The sequence below is a fragment of the Pseudomonas sp. genome (genome assembly GCF_017744435.1).
Taxonomy (GTDB): Bacteria; Pseudomonadota; Gammaproteobacteria; order Pseudomonadales; family Pseudomonadaceae; genus Aquipseudomonas.
The window spans coordinates 20,476-41,930 of record NZ_JAGIBG010000021.1; the positions used below are offsets into that span (position 1 = coordinate 20,476).

Annotated in this window: 18 protein-coding genes; 9 read left to right on the top strand and 9 right to left on the bottom strand. The window is 63.4% G+C overall.

From position 1 onward, the window contains the following. Positions 1-69: 69 nt before the first annotated feature. From J7573_RS15665 to J7573_RS15690, 6 genes are all read right to left on the bottom strand, one after another. A complete protein-coding gene (locus tag J7573_RS15665) occupies positions 70-897 on the bottom strand; it encodes an ABC transporter permease (RefSeq protein ID WP_079226329.1) in 828 nt (275 codons plus the stop codon). An 11-nt stretch (positions 898-908) separates the two neighbouring features. After that, entirely contained in the window at positions 909-2,156 is a 1,248-nt protein-coding gene (locus J7573_RS15670) for an ABC transporter permease (RefSeq protein ID WP_294336905.1), read from the bottom strand. 161 nt (positions 2,157-2,317) lie between these two features. Beyond that, positions 2,318-3,352 carry an ABC transporter substrate-binding protein gene (locus J7573_RS15675; RefSeq protein ID WP_054885207.1) on the bottom strand — a complete coding sequence of 345 codons (1,035 nt, stop codon included), beginning with the start codon at positions 3,350-3,352 and terminating at the stop codon, positions 2,318-2,320. 40 nt (positions 3,353-3,392) lie between these two features. Then, the gene (locus J7573_RS15680; RefSeq protein WP_159408658.1) at positions 3,393-4,517 is read right to left on the bottom strand and encodes an ABC transporter ATP-binding protein; all 1,125 of its coding nucleotides are present in this window, start codon (positions 4,515-4,517) and stop codon (positions 3,393-3,395) included. A 295-nt stretch (positions 4,518-4,812) separates the two neighbouring features. Beyond that, positions 4,813-5,442: a response regulator transcription factor gene (locus J7573_RS15685; protein ID WP_159408657.1), complete on the bottom strand. Its 630-nt coding sequence runs from the start codon at positions 5,440-5,442 to the stop codon at positions 4,813-4,815. Positions 5,443-5,452: 10 nt separating this feature from the next. Beyond that, positions 5,453-7,840 (bottom strand): sensor histidine kinase, encoded by a 2,388-nt coding sequence (locus tag J7573_RS15690; protein ID WP_294336915.1) that lies wholly within the window; start codon positions 7,838-7,840, stop codon positions 5,453-5,455. 95 nt (positions 7,841-7,935) lie between these two features. On the opposite strand from J7573_RS15690, the gene J7573_RS15695 reads away from it, so the two are divergent. Beyond that, a complete protein-coding gene (locus J7573_RS15695; RefSeq protein WP_294336917.1) occupies positions 7,936-8,934 on the top strand; it encodes an alpha/beta hydrolase family protein in 999 nt (332 codons plus the stop codon). 32 nt (positions 8,935-8,966) lie between these two features. Here J7573_RS15695 and J7573_RS15700 read toward each other — a convergent pair whose 3' ends face one another. From J7573_RS15700 to J7573_RS15710, 3 genes are read right to left on the bottom strand one after another with little or no spacing between them, the layout of a single operon-like run. Further along, positions 8,967-9,731 carry a TerB family tellurite resistance protein gene (locus J7573_RS15700; protein WP_294336920.1) on the bottom strand — a complete coding sequence of 255 codons (765 nt, stop codon included), beginning with the start codon at positions 9,729-9,731 and terminating at the stop codon, positions 8,967-8,969. Position 9,732: 1 nt separating this feature from the next. Continuing rightward, positions 9,733-10,404, bottom strand: coding sequence for an N-acetylmuramate alpha-1-phosphate uridylyltransferase MurU (gene murU / locus J7573_RS15705; RefSeq protein ID WP_294336922.1), 672 nt, complete (start codon positions 10,402-10,404; stop codon positions 9,733-9,735). Further along, entirely contained in the window at positions 10,401-11,420 is a 1,020-nt protein-coding gene (locus J7573_RS15710) for a phosphotransferase (RefSeq protein WP_294336923.1), read from the bottom strand. The genes murU and J7573_RS15710 overlap by 4 nt, the downstream gene beginning before the upstream one ends. Positions 11,421-11,550: 130 nt before the next feature. On the opposite strand from J7573_RS15710, the gene J7573_RS15715 reads away from it, so the two are divergent. From J7573_RS15715 to J7573_RS15750, 8 genes are all read left to right on the top strand, one after another. Then, positions 11,551-14,349, top strand: a complete 2,799-nt coding sequence (locus J7573_RS15715) for an LPS-assembly protein LptD (RefSeq protein WP_294336925.1) — start codon at positions 11,551-11,553, stop codon at positions 14,347-14,349. Beyond that, the gene (locus J7573_RS15720; protein WP_294336927.1) at positions 14,330-15,649 is read left to right on the top strand and encodes a peptidylprolyl isomerase; all 1,320 of its coding nucleotides are present in this window, start codon (positions 14,330-14,332) and stop codon (positions 15,647-15,649) included. Before J7573_RS15715 ends, J7573_RS15720 begins: the two co-directional genes overlap by 20 nt. Further along, the gene (gene pdxA / locus J7573_RS15725) at positions 15,646-16,635 is read left to right on the top strand and encodes a 4-hydroxythreonine-4-phosphate dehydrogenase PdxA (RefSeq protein WP_294336929.1); all 990 of its coding nucleotides are present in this window, start codon (positions 15,646-15,648) and stop codon (positions 16,633-16,635) included. The genes J7573_RS15720 and pdxA overlap by 4 nt, the downstream gene beginning before the upstream one ends. Next, positions 16,632-17,432, top strand: a complete 801-nt coding sequence (gene rsmA, locus J7573_RS15730) for a 16S rRNA (adenine(1518)-N(6)/adenine(1519)-N(6))-dimethyltransferase RsmA (RefSeq protein WP_294336933.1) — start codon at positions 16,632-16,634, stop codon at positions 17,430-17,432. Before pdxA ends, rsmA begins: the two co-directional genes overlap by 4 nt. Before the next feature lie 147 nt (positions 17,433-17,579). Further along, a complete protein-coding gene (apaG, locus tag J7573_RS15735; RefSeq protein WP_294336934.1) occupies positions 17,580-17,960 on the top strand; it encodes a Co2+/Mg2+ efflux protein ApaG in 381 nt (126 codons plus the stop codon). Continuing rightward, entirely contained in the window at positions 17,960-18,826 is an 867-nt protein-coding gene (locus J7573_RS15740) for a symmetrical bis(5'-nucleosyl)-tetraphosphatase (RefSeq protein WP_294336936.1), read from the top strand. The genes apaG and J7573_RS15740 overlap by 1 nt, the downstream gene beginning before the upstream one ends. Positions 18,827-18,840: 14 nt before the next feature. Beyond that, entirely contained in the window at positions 18,841-19,170 is a 330-nt protein-coding gene (glpE, locus tag J7573_RS15745) for a thiosulfate sulfurtransferase GlpE (RefSeq protein ID WP_294336938.1), read from the top strand. A gap of 283 nt (positions 19,171-19,453) precedes the next feature. Next, positions 19,454-21,376: a PrkA family serine protein kinase gene (locus J7573_RS15750; protein WP_060484777.1), complete on the top strand. Its 1,923-nt coding sequence runs from the start codon at positions 19,454-19,456 to the stop codon at positions 21,374-21,376. Positions 21,377-21,455: the final 79 nt, after the last annotated feature.

A 21,455-nucleotide genomic window follows, 5' to 3' on the forward strand; every position in this document is an offset into this window, starting at 1 on the left:
CCACAGGAGGTATGCGAACCCTGTGGGAGCGGCTTTAGCCGCGAAGAGGCCGGTACAGACAACGCATCATCAGGCAGGTTGTTGAGTCCTGAGTTTCTCGCTACGCCCGCGCAGCCACTCCAGGGTCAGCAACAGCACCACCGAGAAGGCAATCAGCAGGGTTGCCGCCGCCGCAATGGTCGGGCTGAGGTTCTCGCGAATGCCGCTGAACATCTGCCGCGGCAGGGTTGCCTGCTCCGGTCCGGCGAGGAACAGCGTCACTACCACTTCGTCGAACGACGTGGCAAAGGCGAACAGCGCCCCCGAGATCACCCCGGGGGCAATCAGCGGCAAGGTCACCCGACGGAAGGTCAGCAACGGCGAGGCGCCGAGGCTGGCCGCCGCACGTACCAGGTTGTAGTTGAAGCCCTGCAAGGTCGCCGACACGGTGATGATGACGAACGGCACACCCAGCACCGCGTGCACCAGGATCAGCGAGATGAAGCTGTTGCCCAGGCCCAGCGGGGCGAAGAACAAGTAGCTGGCCACGCCGATGATCACCACCGGCACCACCATCGGCGAAATCACCAGCGCCATCACCAGCGACTTGCCCGGAAAATCACCACGGGTCAGGCCGATCGACGCCAGGGTGCCAAACACCATGGCCAGTACCGTGGCCGCTGGCGCGACGATGATGCTGTTCTTCAGCGCCCGCATCCACTCGGCCGAGGCAAAGAAGTCGTGGTACCACTGCAGCGAAAAGCCCTGCAGCGGGTACACCAGGAAGCTGCCGCTGTTGAACGACAGGGGCACGATCACCAGCACCGGCAGCACCAGGAACAACAGGATCAGGCCGCAGAGGATGCGCAGGGTGTAGAACCACACCCGCTCGACGGGCGACATGTAGGGGCTCAGCATCTCAAGGCTCCTCAGCTCAGGCGCAGGCGGCTGGCGCCGACCAGCCAGCTATAGATCAGGTACAGCAGCACGGTCGCCAGCAGCAACAGCCCGCCCAGCGCGGTGGCCATGCCCCAGTTGATGCTGGTGTTGGTGTAGAAGGCGACGAAGTAGCTGACCATCTGGTCGTTCGGGCTGCCGAGCAGTGCCGGGGTGATGTAGTAGCCGATGGCCAGGATGAACACCAGCAGGCAACCGGCACCCACGCCGGCATAAGTCTGCGGGAAGTACACCCGCCAGAAGCTGGCGAACGGGTGGCAGCCCAGCGAAATCGCCGCACGCATGTAGCTCGGCGAAATGCCTTTCATCACGCTGTACAGCGGCAGGATCATGAACGGCAGCAGGATATGCACCATCGAGATGTACACGCCGGTGCGGTTGAACACCAGTTCCAGCGGCTGGTCGATGATGCCCATCGCCATCAGCGCGCTGTTGATCAAACCGCCGGACTGCAGCAGCACGATCCATGCGGCCACCCGCACCAGGATCGAAGTCCAGAACGGCAGCAGCACCAGAATCATCAGCAGGTTGCTCTGCCGGGTCGGCAGGTTGGCCAGCAGGTAGGCCAGCGGATAGGCCAGTACCAGGCAGATGGCGGTGATCACCACACCCATCCACAGGGTGCGGGCAAAGATATCCAGGTAGATGGCCTGGTCGGGGGTGGCCTTGGCCAGCTCGCCAAGGTCATCGATACGGTGGTCGAGCGAAGCCAGCAGGTAGAACGAGGTCACCGAACTGGTATTGCGGCGGATCGCCTGCCAGTAGGCCGGGTCGCCCCAACGTTCGTCGAGCGCCTGCAAGGCATCTTTATACGAGGCAGGTTCGGCCTTGAACGGCAGCGCCCGTGCAGTCTTGGCCAGCAGGCTGCGGTAGCCGGCCAGTTCCATGTTCAAGCGTTTGGAGAGGTCGCCCAGGGTCTGGTTCTTGCGCGACTCGGCCAGGTCCTGGCTCAACGCCTTGTAGACGTCTTCGCCGGGCAGGCTCTTGCCGTCCCACTGGCTGATCACCCCGACCGTGCGCGGCAGGCCGCCGACCACTTCCGGGTTGCCGACGCTCTTGTACAGCAGCGCCGCGATCGGCACCAGGAACACCAGCAGGAGAAACAGCGCCAGCGGCGCGATCAACGCCTGCGCCTTCCAGCGGTTGACCCGCTCGGCATGCTTGAGGCGCTGCTTGAGACTTGGACCTGCGCCTTCGTTGAGGGGCACTGCAATGGCCATGGCGAACTCCGCGATACAGGCTGAAATTGGGGCTGCTACGCAGCCTATCGCCGGCAAGCCCGGCTCCCACAGGTATTGCACTGGCTCCGGGGATTGTGCGATCCCTGTGGGAGCCGGCTTGCCGGCGATGGGCCGCAGAGCGGCCCCCGCTTCCCGGGTTGTTACTTCTTCGCCGCCCAGGCGTTGAAGCGTTGCTCCAGCTGCTCGCTGTTGTCGGCCCAGAAGGCCACGTCGATCTGCACCTGGTTGGCGATGTTCTCAGGCGTGGTCGGCATGTCTTTCTTCACCGCGTCGGCCAGCAGCGGTACGGCCTTGGAGTTGGCCGGGCCGTAGGCGATGTTCTCGGAGTAGGTCTTCTGCTGCTCTGGCTGCACGGTGTAGGCAATGAACTTCTTCGCCTCTTCCACATCCTTGGCGCCCTTCGGGATCGCCCAGGCGTCGAAGTCGTAGATGCCGCCGTTCCATACCACCTTGAGGTTGCTCTCTTTCTGCACTGCAGCGATGCGGCCGTTGTAGGCCGAGCTCATGACCACGTCCCCCGAGGCCAGGTACTGGGGTGGCTGGGCGCCGGCTTCCCACCACTGGATGCTCGGCTTGAGCTCGTCGAGCTTCTTGAAGGCGCGATCCACGCCCTCCTTGGTGCCCAGCACCTGATACACATCCTTCGGCGCAACGCCGTCGGCCATCAGGGCGAACTCGAGGGTGTACTTGGCGCCTTTGCGCAGGCCACGCTTGCCCGGGAATTTCTTGGTGTCCCAGAAGTCGGCCCAGCTGGTGGGTGCGGTCTTCAGCTTGTCAGCGTTGTAGGCCAGCACCGTGGACCAGACGAAGAAGCCCACGCCGCAAGGCTGGATGGCGCCCTTCACATAATCGGATTCATTGCCGAACAGGGCCGGGTCGAGTTCTTCGAACATGCCTTCGTCGCAACCTCGAGCCAATTCTGGCGACTCCACCTCCACCAGGTTCCACGACACGCTATTGGTGTCGACCATGGCTTTGACCTTGGCCATTTCACCGTTGTACTCGCCTGCGACGATCTTGCCCTTGCCGGCCTTCTCCCATGGCTCGTAGAACGCCTTGACCTGGGCCGCCTTGTTGGCACCGCCGAAGGAGACCACGGTCAGGTCCGCCGCCATGCTCTGGCCAGCGGCGCACAGGCCGAGGGCCAGGGCGGTCAGTTTCAACTGCTTGCGCATTATTATTCTCTCCACAGTACAGGGTTGGTGAAGCAATCCATCAGTGGGCTTCGGCAATCGGATCGAGCGCGCGGGCGTGCTCCACCTCCCAGCCCAGCGGTACCACATCGCCCACGGCCAGCGCCGGGTCGAGCTCGGCGATCGGCTGCTTCACGAAGAAGTCGGCCTTGCCGCAGACTTCCAGGCGCACCCGTACGTGGTCGCCCAGGTAGATGAACTCGGCCACGCGGCCAGAGAAGCGGTTGACGCAGCTTTCGCTGTGGCCGTTGAGGCGCACGCGCTCGGGGCGTACCGACAGGGTCACCGGCTCGCCAGCCTGGCCGACGTTCACCGCCAGCGCCTCGACCCGCTCGCCACGCGCCAGCTGCACCTGGCAACGCTTGCCATCGCTGGCCAGCAGGGTGCCGTTGATGCGGTTGTTCTCGCCGATGAAGTTGGCAACGAAGGTGTTGCAGGGTTCTTCATAGAGGGTGCGCGGGTCGGCGATCTGCTGGATCTCGCCCTGGTGGAACACCGCCACGCGGTCGGACATGGTCAGCGCCTCACCCTGGTCGTGGGTCACGTAGACCACGGTCACGCCCAGGCGCTGGTGGATGTGCTTGATCTCCATCTGCATGTGTTCACGCAGCTGCTTGTCGAGGGCGCCCAGCGGCTCGTCCATCAGCACCAGCTGAGGTTCGAACACCAGCGCCCGGGCCAGTGCCACACGCTGCTGCTGACCGCCAGAAAGCTGGCCGGGGTAGCGCTTGGCGAAGGCATCGAGCTGGACCATGTTCAGCACCCGCTTGACCCGCTCGCTGATGTCGGTCTTGCTCAGGCCACGCACGGTCAGCGGGAAAGCCAGGTTCTCGGCCACGGTCATGTGCGGGAACAGTGCGTAGTTCTGGAACACCATGCCGATATCGCGCTTGTGCGGCGGCACGTTGTTGATCGAACGCCCGGCCAGCTGGATCTCACCGGCGGTAGGGGTTTCGAAACCGGCCAGCATCATCAGGCTGGTGGTCTTGCCCGAGCCGGAGGGGCCGAGCAGGGTGAGGAATTCACCCTTGCGAATGTCCAGGTTGAGGTCTTTGACGATCAGCGACTCGCCGTCGTAGCTCTTCTGCACACCACGGAAGCTGACCAGCGTCTCGCCGGTGGCAGCGTTCGAATTCGCCTCGCTCATGCCTGCACCTTCTTGTTGGAATGACTGCGTAGGCGAAAGAGTAGAAGAGCCGCAAGCGCCCGGAAATCGGCGGTACTGAGAGAATGCCATCATCCGGTTGGAAGGTTGACTGTAGGGATTGCCCTACAAGAGCGGCGCTTTCAGCACAGACATTAATCTCTGTGGGAGCGGGTTCACCCGCGAAGAGGCCAGTCCAGGCACCGTGCAAATGGCAGGCCAGACCCTTTCGCGGGTAAACCCGCTCCCACAGGGTTCGGCGCCGTACAGGAAATGGCAGCTGTCGCAATCAGAACAGTCAGACCAGCTTGTGCTCCATGGCGTACTTCACCAGTTCCGCCAGCGAATTGACCTTGAGCTTCTGCATCAGCCTGGCCTTGTGGGTGCTGATGGTCTTGCTCGACAGCGCCAGCTGCTGGGCGATGTCGTTGACGTTGGCGCCCTGGGCCAGGCGCTCGAACACCGAGAACTCGCGTTCCGACAACAGCGTGTGCAGTGGCCGGGTTTCGGTCAGGCCTACCTCGAAGACCATGCGGTCGGCCAGTGCCGGGTCGATATAGCGCCCGCCGCCTGCCACCCGGCGAATCGCCGTGAGCAACAGGGCCGGGTCGCTGTCCTTGGTCGCATAGCCCGCAGCGCCCGCCTTAAGCGCACGGGCCGCCATCTGCGCCTCATCGTGCATCGACAGCATCAGGATCGCCGGGGCATCGTTCAGCGCGCGGATACGCGGGATCGCCTCCAGGCCGTTCACCCCCGGCATGGAGATATCCAGCAACACCACCTCGCAAGGTGTGTGGCGCAAGGTCTCGAGCAATTGCTCGCCATTCCCGGCCTCCCCCGCCACCTGCATGTCCTTGGCCAGGCCGATCAACTGCTTGATGCCTTCCCGGACAATGGTGTGGTCTTCGGCCACCAGCACTCGAATCACGCTCGCTCTCCTACTTCAAGGGAATGGCCACGCTCAGGCTGGTGCCCTCGCCTGGTTCACTGTCCAGCGCCATGCTGCCACCGAGCATCAGCACCCGCTCACGCACGCCCACCAGGCCGAACGACGTCGGCCTGGGCTGATCCCGGCAGAAGCCGGTGCCATCGTCACTGACCGTCATGCGCAGTTGCCCGTCTTCACGCACCAGCTCGATCTCAACGCTGTGTGCCTGCGCATGGCGCATCACGTTGGTCAACGCCTCCTGCAGGATGCGGAACAGGCCGATGGCCTTGGCATCGCTCAATGCTGGCAGATTATCCGGTACCTGTACCAGACACGGTATCTGCGTGCGCGCTTCGAAGCGCCGCGCCTGCCATTCGATGGCCGAGGCGATGCCCGCGTCGAGGATCGGTGGACGTAGCGCGGTGGCGACGTCGCGCACCAGCTGGAACAACTGGGCGATCAGGCGCTTCATGCTGCCCAGGCGCTCGTGCAGGCCAGGGTCCAGTTCGGCAAAAGCCAGCTCGCACATCGACACTTCCAGCTTGAGCACGGTCAGCATCTGCCCCAGCTCATCGTGCACTTCACGGGCGATACGGGCCTTTTCTTCTTCGCGCACGCTCTCCAGGTGCGCCGACAACTCGCGCAGCTGCTCCTGCGACTGGGCCAACGCCAGCTCGGCGCGCTTGCCTTGGGTGATGTCCCAGACGACACCGTCCCAGGCCACCCGGCCATTGGGCAAACGCCGGGCACTGGCCTTGATGTCGGCCCAGCGCTGCTCGCCCTGGCGGGTGAGGATGCGCCCTTGCCACGACCAGTCCTGATCGCTGGCAATGGCCAGGTCCTGCACCTGGTGATAGTCGGCCCGATCGTCTGGATGAACGAGATTGCGCAAACCCATCAGTGGGTGCTGGATCTGCGCGGGCGTGTAGCCGACCAGTGCCTCGCTGCCCTCGCTGATGTAAGGAAATTCCGGCTCACCTTCGGCAGGTGCCGGCTCAAGGCGGAACACCAGGCCCGGAACGTTGCCGGCGATGCCCTTGAGCCGCGCCTCGCTTTCGCGCAAGGCCGCCAGGGCGCGATGGCGCTCGGTGACATCGGCGAGGTACACCACCAGGTATTCGGCATCGCGAAAACGCAGGAAACTGAGCGACAGTTCCACCGGCAGCAAGCTGCCGTCGGCGCGCCGGCACTGGGTTTCGAATTGCCGGGCACCGCCATCGCCGGCACGGGCGCCCTTCCACAGTTCGAGCCAGCGGTCCATGGTCAGGTTCGGCTCGAAGTCGATCAGCGGGCGCTCCAGCAGCTCGGCCTCGGCATAGCCGAGCATGTGCTCCACCGCATGGTTGGCGTAGCGTACATGGCTGTCCCAGTTGACCCAGAGAATGCCCACCGTGCTCTGATCGATGGCGAACTGGCTCAGGCGCAGCGCCTCTTCGCGCCCCTGCCGTTCGGTCAGGCTTTCCCGCGTGGCCAGCAAGCTGCGCTCCAGCTGGCGTTGCTGCCGACGCTGCCACACCAGCGTGGCCAGGGCGCACAGCAGCAACATGCCGAACAGCAAGGCCAGGTTCTGCCAGAAGCCAGGCGACTCGCTCAAGCGCGGGTATTTAGGCTGCAACCAACGCTGGTGAAGTTGTTCCAGCTCCTTGGCCGGCATGGCCTGCAGCCCGCGTTCGAGCACATCGGCAAGCACCGGCCAGTCGCGTCGCGAACCCACCCGCAGCAATTGCGGCAAGCCGATATCACCCACCACCACCAGCTCGGCGAACTCACTTTCCCGCGACAGCCGACTCAGCTGTGCCTCATCGAGCACGGCGTAACTGGCCTGGCCACCGACCACCAGTTGCAAGGCCTCGCGCTCGCTGGGCACGCCCTGAAGATTGAGGCCGCTGTAATTGCCGCGCAGATAGTCGGCAAGGGCGCCGGGCATGCGCACTGCGACGCGGGTTTCAGCATCGAGCTTTTCCAGCTCCACGGCCATCGCCCCGGTACGCGGCCCCACCACCAGCTGCGGTACCCGCATGTAAGGGTCGCTGAACAGCCACAGGCGCAGGCTGGCCGGTGTTTGCGTCAGTCCCGGGGCGAAATCGATTTCCCCCGCCTGCAAGGCATGCTCAAGGCCGGCCTGGTCGGTGAAGTTGCGCCAGGTCAGGTCCAGGCCCAGCGCTTGCCCCAGCCAGTTCACCAACTCGACGTTGGCGCCGTAAAGCTGCTGCAGGCGGCGGTCGAACTGTGCGTAGGGCGCCTGCAGCACCAGGCCGACACGCAGGCTGCGATGACTGTCGAGCCATTGCTGCTGGGCAGGCTCCAGCGTCACCGCTGGCGGCACTTCCGGCCGTGCCAAGGCGATCAAGGGCAGGCACAACCAGCCGATAACCAACAGGCGACGCAATCGCTTCATCTACACGCTCGTCTTGGCAAGGGCGCCCATGCAGCATGGCCGCCGCGGGCAAATACTATTAGGCTGCCGGTATCATTCTGGCCTTGGGTTGATTCATGTCCACACTTTATCGCACGACGCTGGCAATGTGCTGTCTGGCCTCGCTCCTACCACTCGGCGCTTTGGCCGCTGACGCCGCCAAGCCGGAGGCTGCAGCCGAGGCGCCTGCCGCCCCGGTGCCACGGCCGCCCCTGCTGGAGCGCAGCCAGGAGGACGCGCAAGCCCTGGAGCGCCTGGCGCCAAAAGCCGAACAACAGACCCTGCAGGCCGGAGCGGACAGCTTCCTGGCCCTGTGGAAGCCGGCCAACGACAGCGATCCGCAGGGTGCCGTGATCATCGTCCCTGGCGCTGGCGAAAATGCCGACTGGCCCAACGCAGTCGGCCCGTTGCGGCGCAAGTTCCCGGATATCGGCTGGCACAGCTTGAGCGTGAGCCTGCCCGATCTGCTCGCCGACGCCCCGCAGGCGCGGGTAGAGGCCAAGCCGACGCCAGCCCCTGAGAAGAAAGCAGGCGAAAGCGCACCGGCCAAGGACACCCCCGCCGACGCCAACGCCAACATCGCTCAGGCCACCGCCACCGACACCGATACCGCGGAAAGCACCGACGCCGAGCAAGCCAGCGAACAGAACGACGTGGCCGACGCCGAACGCATCTTCGCTCGCCTGGATGCTGCCGTGGCCTATGCCCAGCAGCACAACTCACGCAGCATCGTGCTGATCGGCCACGGCAGCGGCGCCTATTGGGCAGCACGCTACCTGAGCGAAAAGCAACCGCCACAGGTGCAGAAGCTGGTGATGATTGCCGCACAGACGCCGGCCCGGGTCGAGCACGACCTGGAAAGCCTGACGCCGACCCTCAAGGTACCGACGGCCGACCTCTACTACGCCACCCGTACCGGTGATCGCAATGCGGCGGCGCAGCGCTTGCAGGCCAGCAAGCGGCAGAAGGACAGCCAATACAAGCAGCTGTCATTGATTGCCATGCCGGCCAACAAGGACGGCGAACAGGAGCAGTTGTTCCGCAGGGTTCGGGGCTGGATGAGCCCGCAACAGTAATTCCAGGTTGCCAGGGGCGCTGTGCGCCCCTTCTAGAACCCGCCCCGCTTGCGCACGATGGCGTAGGCCTGGTGCAGTTCGCGGGTCCGCTCGGTCGCTTCGCGCACTTGCGCTTCGCTTGCCCCGCTGCCCGCCAGTTTGTCCGGATGATGCTTGCTGACCAGGCGCCGGTAAGCCTGCTTGACCTGGTCCCCTTCGGTATCGGCCTCGACCCCCAGCAAGCGCAGCGCTGCCGCGTAGTTCATCACCCCGCCTGACACCGGTGCCTTGCGTGGCTCGTACTCCAGTGACATCGCCTGCACCTGACGCCGGCTCAGCCCCAGCTTGTGCCCCCACTCCAGCAGCAGTTCACGCTCGTGCCGCCCAGCCTTGCCGTCGGCCCAGGCCATGCGCCAGCAGGCACGCAAGGTACCCTCGGCGGCATGCGGCTGCAGGCGGATGCGGCGCAAGTGACCAGACAACCTGTCTTTGCCAGTCTTGCCCCGGTTGAACGCGGCTATCGCCCGCAAACGTGCGGCCTCAGCCATGTCCAGGCGGACCATTTCCTGTCGCGCCTGCTGGATGTGCTGCTCGGCCACGCGGCCATCGCTCTTGGCCAACCGCCCGAGCAAGACGAACAGCAATTCATCGTCTTGCAGGACCGGGCGACCGCCCAGGCGCTCGCACATGTCGTCCCAGCCCTGCAAGCGAATGCGTCGGTCCATCGCCTGGCCCAGCAAGGCGCCGAGCAACGCACCGGGGATGCTGGCGACCGCAAAGCCTGCGCCCAGCCCGATTACCGTGCCTGGCCACCACATGTCAGGCGCGCTCGCCGATCAAGCGCTCGGCTTCGGCCAGGCGCTCCAGGGTACCGACATCTACCCAGTGGCCGCGGAAGTGCTCACCGCTCACCTGGCCTGACGCCATCGCCTCGCGCAGCAACGGCGCCAGCTTGAAGGCACCCGCCTGGCAGCCTTCGAACAAGGCCGGGTGCAGCACCGAGAGGCCGCTGAAGGTCAGCGTGCCGGGGGCCTCGTCACCATCGACCACCCGATCCTCGCTCAGACGGAAGTCGCCACGCCCGTGATGGCCGGGGTTGTCGACCAGCACCAGATGCGCCAGACCGCGCAGCGGTGAGCGCAGGCGGGCCAGGTCATAGTCGGACCAGACATCGCCGTTGATCAGCGCAAAGGGCTCATCCCCCAGCAATGGCAAGGCCTTGAAGATGCCGCCGCCGGTTTCCAGCGGCTCACCTTCGGCCGAGTAGCGAATGCTCAAGCCAAACCGGCTGCCATCGCCAAGATGGCCTTCGATCTGCTGGCCAAGCCAGGCGTGATTGATCACCACCTCGGTAAACCCGGCCGCCGCCAGCGCGCGCAGGTGATACTCGATCAGTGGCTGACCCGCGACTGGCACCAGCGGTTTGGGGGTATGCAGGGTCAGCGGGCGCATACGCTCGCCTTTGCCTGCTGCAAGAATCATCGCCTTCATGCACGCGCTCCGGCTTGCAACTCGGCGATCAGCTGGCCCAGTTCGGCAAGCTCCGGGCGACGGCTGACCACTTCTTCTATATAGGCGAAGAATCGCGGGACGTCGGCCAGATAACGCGGTTTTCCGTCACGATGGCAGATTCGCGCGAAGATACCGATCACCTTGAGGTGGCGCTGCACGCCCATCAGGTCGCTGGCGCGCTGGAAATCGTCGAATGCCGGCTGCACCGGAATGCCCGCAGCCTGCGCCTGGTCCCAGTAGCGGCGCAGCCAGCCTTCGACCTGCGCTTGCGGCCAGCTGAGGAACGCATCCTTGAACAGGCAGGTGATGTCGTAGGTGACCGGGCCGTAGACCGCGTCCTGGAAGTCCAGCACGCCTGGGTTCGGGGTGCTTTGCATCAGGTTCCGCGGCATGTAGTCACGGTGCACCAGCACCTTGGGCTGGGCCAGGGCGCTGTCGATCAGCAACTGGCTGATACGCTGCCAGCTGGTTTTCTGCGCGTCAGTGAAGGCCAGGCCGAGCTCGCGGCCGACGTACCACTCCGGGAACAGCTCGACTTCACGGCGCAGCAGGACGTCGTCGTAGCTGGACAACGGCGCGTCCATCGGCAGGCGCTGGAAGGCCAGCAGGGCGTCGATGGCATCGGCGAACAATGCATCGGCGTTGTCGGCATTAATGATGTCCAGGTATGTCTGGTGACCCAGATCCCCCAGCAACAGGAAGCCGCGCTCCAGGTCCTGCGCATGAATCTGCGGCACATGCACGCCAGCGCCGGCCAGCAGATGGTCAATGGCGACGAATGGTCGGCAGTTTTCCTGTGGCGGTGGCGCGTCCATGATCACGAAGCTGTGGCCTGCGCCCTGCCAGCGGAAGTAACGGCGGAAGCTGGCATCACTGCTCGCGGCGGTCAGGCTGCCCTCGGGCACCTCACCCCAGGCGTTGTCGCGGAAAAGTTGATCGAGCTGCTCATGGAGCCAGACAGTCAGTTGTTGCAAGCGTACATCGTGTTCAGGCATTACAAGGGTCTCCGACGGCCCTAGCCGTCAAGCGGGTCATGCTTTATTATCCAGCATCTTTTTCAGACCATCGAGAGGCGTGCGGCCCCACACGCGGGCAGATGGCACGCAGGAAGCCCGGACTAATAAGATGGCATTGAAATCCCCCGCGTTTCGTAGAAAGTTTCCGTTGCTGGTGACCGGCGGTCTGCTGGCCATGCAACCTCTGGCCACCCCCTATGTGGTGGCTGCCGAGCAGTTCGACTGCCAAGTGTCCGCCTCCGGTGGTTGGGACTGCAAGCCCAAGACCCCAGCCAACAACCTGCCTCCACGCCCGGTGCATGAAGGCGCCGCGCTGACTTCGGGCACCGAAGCCGAGCCGACCGAGTCCGCTGACAAGCCCATGCTGGTCACCGAGGCCAAGGGCCGTGGCCTGAAGTCGCGTAGCGAAGACTACAGCCACCTCGACTGGGTTCCACGCGAGAAGCTCACTGCAGCCCAGCTGGCCGAAACCGGCCCGTACTGCGGTGGCGCGTACATCGAGCCCACTCGCCCGGGCATGGCCGACTCCACGCCGAAGGACGAGTCGCCTACCTACATCAACGCCAAGGTGTCCAAGTACCAGCAGGAGCAGCAGATCGCTACCCTCGCCGGTGACGTGGTCATGCGCCAGGGCAGCATGCAGGCCGAAGCCGACGAGGCCAACCTGTACCAGGCCGAGAACCGTGGTGAGCTCAAGGGCAACGTCAAGATCCGCGACAACGGCTCGCTGGTGGTCGGTGACCAGGCAGAGATCCAGCTCGACACCGGCGAAGCCCAGGTCGACAACGCCGAATACGTGATGCACAAGTCGCACATTCGCGGCAACGCCCTGTACGCCAAGCGTGGCGAAAACGCCATCATCCGTCTGAAGGACGGTACGTACACCACTTGCGAACCGGGCAGCAACGCCTGGCAGCTGAAGGGCAACAACATCACCCTGAACCCGGCGACCGGTTTCGGTACCGCGACCAACGTCACCCTGCGGGTCAAAGATTTCCCGGTGCTCTACACACCGTACATCTACTTCCCGATCGACGACCGTCGCCAGTCCGGCTTCCTGCCGCCGTCCTTCAGCAGCACCAGCGATACCGGCTTCATGCTGGTCACGCCGTACTACTTCAACCTGGCGCCGAACTATGACGCCACGTTGTACCCGCGCTACATGACCAAGCGCGGCATGCTGATGGAAGGCGAATTCCGCTACCTGACCAAGTCCAGTGAAGGCCAGTTCGGCGGCGCGTACCTCAACGACGAGGACGACGATCGCAAGCTGCAGACGGACTACAAGAAACAACGCTGGATGATCAACTGGCAGCACAAGGGCGGCTTGAACGAGCGCCTGATGACTGAAGTTGACTACACCGACATCAGCGACCCGTTCTACTTCCAGGACCTCGAATCTGATCAGATTGGTGTGAAGAGCCAGGACGTGGTCAAGCAACAGGGTGCCCTGACCTGGCGTGGCGACAACTACACTGCCCGCCTGAATGCGCAAGCTTACGAAATGGCGACCCTGTCGCAGATCACTCCGTACAATAAGCTGCCGCAGCTGACCTTGAATGGAGCACTGCCGTTCCATCCGGGCGGCCTGCGCCTGGGCTACGAGACCGAAGCCGTACGTTTCGACCGCGACCTGAAGAATGACACTGTGTTCGACAAGGACGGCAACCTGGACACCACCGCCGGTGCCGATGGCCGTCGCCTGGACCAGAACATCAGTGGCATCGCACGGGCCAACGGCACACGCCTGAACGTCGCGCCGTCGATCAGCCTGCCGATGCAGGCCAGCTATGGCTACTTCACGCCCAAGCTGAAGTATGCCTACACGCACTATGACCTTGACCTGGACAGCCAGGGCCAGGCGCAAGCGATCACCCAATCGGCCAACCCGGCATACGGCAGTTACAACAGCACGCTGAACCGCGACATTCCGATCGCCTCGATCGACAGCGGCCTGTACTTCGACCGCAACACCTCGCTGTTCGGTACCAACTACCGCCAGACCCTCGAACCGCGCCTGTACTACCTCTACGTCCCGTACAAGGACCAGAAGGACATCCCGCTGTTCGACTCGGGTGAAGCGCTGTTCAGCTACGACTCGCTGTTCCGTGACAACCGCTTCTCCGGCACCGACCGTATCGGTGACGAGAACAAGCTGTCGCTGGGTGTGACCACCCGCTGGATCGAAGATAACGGCTTCGAGCGTCAGAACTTCAGTATCGGCCAGGCGTACTACTTCAAGGACCGCAAGGTCCAGCTGCCAGGCATCGACTACCGTACCCGCCAGGACTCGCTGTCGGATGTATCGCCGTACGCGTTGCTGTACAACTACTACTTCAACCGCGACTGGCGCTTCAACTCGGACTTCAACTGGGACCCGGACAGCCGCAGCACCCGCTCGGGCAGCGCGATGTTCCACTACCAGCCTGAAGACAATCCGAACAAGATCGTCAACTTCGGTTATCGCTACCGCAACGACACCATCGCCTACGACTCCACCACCGGTACGTGGAAAGTGGGCGGCGGCGACTATGGCACACCTGGCACCGACACTTTCATCAAGGATTACTACAAGATCCAGCAGCACGACTTCTCGGTCATCTGGCCGGTCGTACCGCAATGGAACGTGATTGCCCGCTGGCAGCATGACTACAACCGCAACCGCACCCTGGAAGCCATGGGCGGTTTCGAATACGACAACTGCTGCTGGAAGCTGCGCCTGATCAACCGTTACTGGGTCGACTACGACGACTTCAGCCAGGCCACGCCAGCCAACGAAAAAGGCGACCACGGCATCTTCCTGCAAATCGTCCTGAAAGGCCTCGGCGGCGTAGTGGGCAACAAGGTGGAATCGTTCCTCGACCAAGGCATTCAAGGTTACCGTACACGTGAAGACCAAGCTTATTGATCGACTGCGCCCGGTGTTGCTGGGCGCTGCATTGCTGAGTGGCGCGGTGCATGCCGCGGTACAACCTCTGGACCGCGTGGTAGCCATCGTCGACAACGATGTGGTCATGCAGAGCCAACTGGACCAGCGTGTCCACGAGGTGCAGCAGACCATCGCCAAGCGCGGCGGCGGCGTGCCGCCGTCCGGCGCACTGGAGCAGCAGGTACTGGAACGCCTGATCGTCGAGAACCTGCAACTGCAGATCGGCGAACGTTCGGGCATCCGCATCACCGACGAAGAGCTGAACCAGGCCATCGGCACCATCGCCCAGCGCAATGGCATGTCCCTGGAGCAGTTCCGCGCCGCCCTCGCCCATGACGGCCTGTCGTTCGACGACGCCCGTGAGCAGGTCAAGCGCGAGATGATCATCAGCCGTGTGCGTCAGCGCCGCGTTGCCGAGCGCATCCAGGTTTCCGAACAGGAAGTGAAGAACTTCCTCGCCTCGGACATGGGCAAGATGCAGATGTCGGAAGAGTACCGCCTGGCCAACATCCTCATCCCGACCCCGGAAGCCGCCAACTCGGACGACATCCAGAAAGCTGCGCGTAAGGTCGGCGAGCTGTACCAGCAACTGCGCCAGGGCGCCGACTTCGGCCAGGTGGCGATCGCCAACTCGGCCAGTGAAAACGCCCTTGAGGGTGGTGAAATGGGCTGGCGTAAAGCGGCTCAACTGCCACCGGACTTTGCCAAGATGCTCAGCAGCATGGCGGTCGGCGACATCACCCAGCCAATCCGCATCCCCAACGGTTTCATCCTCCTCAAGCTCGAGGAGAAGCGTGGTGGTGGCGAGAACGTGCTGCGTGACGAAGTGCATGTCCGCCACATCCTGATCAAGCCGAGCGAAATCCGCAGCGAAGCGGCCACCAAACAACTGGCCGAGCGCCTGTACGACCGGATCCAGAACGGCGAGGACTTCGGCGAGCTGGCGAAGAGCTTCTCGGAAGACCCAGGTTCTGCACTCAACGGCGGCGACCTCAACTGGGTCGACCCGAACAGCCTGGTACCGGAGTTCCGCGAGCAGATGGCCAACGCCCAGCAAGGTGTTGTGACCAAACCGTTCAAGACCCAGTACGGCTGGCACGTCCTTGAAGTGCTGGGCCGCCGTGCCACCGACAGCACCGAGCAGGCGCGTGAGCAACAGGCCATGAACGTGCTGCGCAACCGCAAGTACGACGAAGAGCTGCAGACCTGGCTGCGCCAGATCCGCGACGAAGCCTACGTTGAAATCAAGCTGCCTGGCGCTGACCAGGCCGCACAGTGAAGCCCCTGCGCTTCGCCGTCACCCCCGGCGAACCAGCCGGCATAGGCCCCGACCTGTGCCTGCTGCTCGCCGCCGACGCCCAGCCCCATCCCCTGATTGCCATCACCAGCCGTGACCTGCTCGCCGAGCGGGCCACGCAGCTGGGGCTGGCTGTCAGCCTGCTGCCGGTCATGCCAGGCCAATGGCCCGACCAGCCTGCGCCTGCTGGCAGCCTGTACGTGTGGGATACCCCCTTGGCCGCGCCAGTGGTGCCAGGCCAGCTGGACAAGGCCAATGCGGCGTTCGTGCTGGAAACCCTGACCCGTGCCGGCCAAGGTTGCCTTGACGGGCAATTCGCCGGGATGATCACCGCGCCGGTGCACAAGGGCGTGATCAACGAAAGCGGTATCGCCTTCTCCGGCCATACCGAATTCCTTGCCGACCTGACCAGCACCGCCCAAGTGGTAATGATGCTGGCCACCCGTGGCTTGCGTGTCGCCTTGGTGACCACGCACCTGCCGCTGCGGGACATTGCCGACGCCATTACCGCCGAGCGCGTGGAGCGGGTCACCCGTATCCTGCACGCCGACATGCGCGACAAGTTCGGCATTGCCAACCCGCGCATCCTGGTCTGCGGCCTCAACCCGCATGCCGGAGAAGGCGGCCATCTTGGCCGCGAAGAAATCGACATCATCGAGCCGACGCTGGCCCGCCTGCGCACCGAAGGCATGGACCTGCGCGGCCCGTTGCCGGCCGATACCCTGTTTACCCCCAAATATCTGGAGCACTGCGACGCGGTGCTGGCGATGTACCACGACCAGGGCCTGCCCGTACTCAAGTACAAAGGTTTTGGCGCTGCCGTCAACGTGACCCTGGGCCTGCCGATCATCCGCACATCGGTGGACCACGGCACTGCCCTGGACCTGGCCGGCAGCGGCAAGGTCGACACCGGCAGCCTGCGTGTCGCCCTGGAAACCGCCTACCAGATGGCCGAGAACCGACCATGAACGAGCAATACCAACACCGGGCGCGCAAGCGTTTCGGCCAGAACTTCCTGCACGACGCAGGCATCATCGACCGCATCCTGCGCGCCATCAACGCCAAGGCCGGCGAACACCTGCTGGAAATCGGCCCGGGCCAGGGTGCCCTGACCGAAGGCCTGCTGGGCAGTGGCGCCCAGCTGGACGTGGTGGAACTGGACAAGGACCTGGTGCCGATCCTGCAGCACAAGTTTGCCGGCCGCAGCAATTTCCGCCTGCACCAGGGCGACGCCCTGAAGTTCGACTTCAACCAGCTCGGCGTACCACCACGCAGCCTCAAGGTGGTTGGCAACCTGCCGTACAACATCTCTACCCCACTGATCTTCCACCTGCTCAGCCACGCCGGGCTGATCCGCGACATGCACTTCATGCTGCAGAAGGAAGTGGTCGAGCGCATGGCGGCCGGCCCAGGCGGTGGTGATTGGGGTCGCCTGTCGATCATGGTGCAGTACCACTGCCGTGTGGAACACCTGTTCAACGTGGGCCCAGGCGCGTTCAACCCGCCGCCGAAGGTCGACTCGGCGATCGTGCGCCTGGTGCCGCACGAAGTACTGCCACATCCGGCCAAGGATGCGCGGTTGCTGGAGCAGGTGGTGCGTGAAGCGTTCAACCAGCGTCGCAAGACCCTGCGCAACACCCTGAAAGGCCTGCTCGACAGCGCCGCCATCGAGGCCGCCGGCGTGGATGGCAGCCTGCGCCCTGAACAGCTCGACCTGGCAGCCTTCGTGCGCCTGGCGGATCAGTTGGCCGACCAGCAAGCCTGATTCAGCCTGCACCGGCCTCTTCGCGGCGGTTCGCCGCGAAGAGGCCGGCACTGACGACACACATTCCCCGAGGCTGCGCACCGCTGGCCCTCCCCCCTCTCAATGGCCTAGACTGCGTTATTGCGTCAGTTCGCCCAAGGCCCTTGCATGTCCGACCCTCGCTATCAGATCGACGTCAGCGTCGTGACCCGTTACCTGAAAGACCAATCCGACCCCGAAAGCAGTCGCTTCGCCTTCGCCTACACCATTACCGTGCAAAACAACGGCTCGATCAAAGCCAAGCTGTTGTCGCGTCACTGGCTGATTACCAACGGTGATGGCGAAGTCGAGGAAGTGCGCGGTGCCGGCGTAGTCGGCCAGCAGCCGACCATCGAACCCGGCCAGAGCCATACCTACAGCAGTGGCGCGGTCATCAGCACGCGCGTCGGCACCATGCAGGGCAGCTACGAAATGTTCGCCGAAGACGGCAAGCGCTTCGAAGCCGACATCGCTCCCTTCCGCCTCGCGGTCCCTGGGGCGCTGCACTGATGGCCACCTACGCCGTCGGAGACCTGCAAGGCTGCCTGGGGCCGCTCAAGTGCCTGCTCGCACGGGTCAACTTCAACCCGGCGGTCGACCGCCTGTGGCTGGTCGGTGACCTGGTCAACCGCGGCCCCGAATCGCTGGAAACCCTGCGTTACCTCTATTCGATCCGCCAGTCGCTGGTGTGCGTGCTGGGCAACCATGACCTGCACCTGCTGGCCGCCTGGCACAATGTCGAGCGCCTGAAGAAAAGCGACACCCTGCGCGAGATCATCGAAGCGCCGGACGCTGACCAATTGTTCGACTGGCTGCGTCAGCAGAAGCTGCTGCATTACGACGAGCCCCGCGGCATCGCTCTGGTCCATGCCGGTATCCCGCCGCAATGGACCCTAGGCCAGGCACTGCAACTGGCCGAAGAAGTCGAGCAAGTGCTGCGCGACGACAACCGCCTGCAACTCTACCTGGACGGCATGTATGGCAACGAGCCGAACAAGTGGAGCAAGAACCTCAGCGGTGTCGAACGCCTGCGGGTGATCACCAACTACCTCACGCGCATGCGCTTCTGCACTGCGGCAGGCAAGCTCGACCTCAAGAGCAAGGAAGGCCTGGATACTGCGCCCAAAGGCTACAAGCCCTGGTATGCACACAAGGACCGCCGCTCGCGCCACGTGAAGATCATCTTCGGCCACTGGGCCGCACTCCAGGGCCAGGTCAACGAACCCGACATCATCGCCCTCGACACCGGCTGCGTGTGGGGCGGTGCCATGACCCTGTACAACGTCGACAGCGGCGAATACCACCGCTGCGACTGCACCGACGACGGCCATGTCCGCCCGCCAGCACAAGCCACTACACTGAACGATCAACCCTGAAGAGAACCGTACCCATGAGCGAATTCAAGCGCATCCCTCCCGAGCAGGCCCTGGCCCTGCGCGCGCAAGGTGCGGTAGTCGTCGACATTCGCGACTCGCAAGCCTTTGCCGCCGGCCACATCACCGGCGCCAAGCATCTGGATAACCACTCGGTCGCCGAGTTCATCCGCAATGCCGACCTGGATGCCCCGACCCTGGTGGTCTGCTACCACGGCAATTCCAGCCAGAGCGCAGCCGCCTACCTGGTCGGCCAGGGCTTCTCCGACGTGTACAGCGTCGATGGCGGTTTCGAACTGTGGCGCGCCACCTACCCGGCCGAGACCGTCCAGGGCGCTGCCGAATAATTTTTTCATTTTTACTGCAGCCCGCGCCCCACGCGGGCTCGCAGCCAACCTGACGAACGGTCGTTCGCAACTTCTCCGCCGCCCGCCCTTGATCTTGCGGATAACCAACTATTCTTAAGCGCAGGCCATCCAGAAAAAGGGGAGAGCCGGTACACCGGCGTGCGGGTCATCGGTAGCGTTACAGGGTGTTCTGGGGGGTATACAGCAATCGGCAACCCCGGTTGCATGCCAGCATCAGCTGACTGATCCGGCGTCGTCTCCACGTATCGAGCGAGGTGACGTCATGAGTATTTTTAGCCACTTCCAACAACGCTTCGAGTCCACGCGTCAGGAAGAACTCTCGCTGCAGGAGTACCTCGAGCTGTGCAAAGAGGATCGCAGTGCTTACGCATCCGCGGCTGAACGGCTGTTGCTGGCCATCGGCGAGCCGGAACTGATCGACACCTCCAGCAACTCCAGGCTGTCGCGAATCTTCTCCAACAAGGTTATTCGCCGGTATCCGGCCTTTGCCGACTTCCATGGCATGGAAGAGTGCATCGACCAGATCGTTTCGTACTTCCGCCACGCCGCCCAAGGCCTGGAAGAGAAGAAACAGATCCTCTATCTGCTGGGCCCGGTAGGCGGCGGTAAATCGTCGCTGGCCGAGAAACTCAAGCAGCTGATGGAAAAAGTACCGTTCTACGCCATCAAGGGCTCGCCGGTATTCGAGTCCCCGCTGGGACTGTTCAATGCCACCGAAGACGGGGCCATTCTCGAGGAAGAGTACGGCATCTCGCGGCGCTACCTGAATACCATCATGTCGCCCTGGGCCACCAAGCGACTGCAGGAATTTGGCGGCGATATCAGCAAGTTCAGGGTGGTGAAGCTGTACCCCTCGATCCTCAATCAGATCGCCATCGCCAAGACCGAACCGGGTGACGAGAACAACCAGGACATCTCTGCCCTGGTCGGTAAAGTGGATATCCGCAAACTCGAAGAATTCCCACAGAACGACGCCGATGCCTACAGCTACTCGGGCGCACTGTGCCGGGCCAACCAGGGCCTGATGGAGTTCGTCGAAATGTTCAAGGCGCCGATCAAGGTCCTGCACCCCTTGCTCACCGCCACCCAGGAAGGCAACTACAACAGCACCGAAGGCCTTGGGGCCATCCCCTACACCGGTATCCTGCTGGCCCACTCCAACGAATCGGAGTGGCACACCTTCCGCAACAACAAGAACAACGAAGCGTTCATCGACCGGATCTACATCGTCAAGGTGCCGTACTGCCTGCGCGTCAGCGACGAGATCAAGATCTACGACAAGTTGCTGGTCAACAGCTCGCTGGCCAAGGCCCATTGCGCACCAGACACGCTGAAGATGCTCGCCCAGTTCACCGTGCTCTCACGCCTCAAGGAGCCGGAAAACTCCAACATCTACTCGAAGATGCGCGTCTACGACGGCGAAAACCTCAAGGACACCGACCCAAAAGCCAAGTCGATCCAGGAGTACCGCGATGCGGCGGGCGTCGACGAAGGCATGAACGGTCTGTCGACCCGCTTCGCCTTCAAGATTCTCTCCAAGGTGTTCAACTTCGATCCGCATGAAGTGGCAGCCAACCCGGTGCACCTGCTGTATGTGCTGGAACAGCAGATCGAGCAGGAACAGTTCCCGGCCGAAGTGCGCGAGCGCTACCTGCGCTACCTGAAGGAGTACCTGGCACCTCGCTACATCGAATTCATCGGCAAGGAAATCCAGACTGCCTACCTCGAGTCCTACAGTGAATACGGCCAGAACATCTTCGACCGCTATGTGCTTTACGCCGACTTCTGGATCCAGGACCAGGAATACCGCGACCCGGAGACCGGCGAGATCCTCAACCGCATCGCCCTCAACGAAGAGCTGGAAAAGATCGAGAAGCCGGCAGGCATCAGCAATCCGAAGGATTTCCGCAACGAGATCGTCAACTTCGTGCTGCGCGCCCGTGCCAACAACAATGGCAAGAACCCGAGCTGGCTCAGCTACGAGAAGCTGCGGGTGGTGATCGAGAAGAAAATGTTCTCCAACACCGAGGACCTGCTGCCGGTCATCAGCTTCAACGCCAAGGCCAGCAAGGAGGACCAACAGAAGCACAACGACTTCGTCACGCGGATGGTGGAGCGTGGCTACACCGACAAACAGGTGCGCCTGCTGTCGGAATGGTACCTGCGGGTCAGGAAATCGCAATAAAGCGGCAAGCTACAAGCCGCACGCTTCAAGCTGCCCAGCGCCGAGCGCAAGCCCGGCGCCGTAGCTTGCAGCAGCGGTG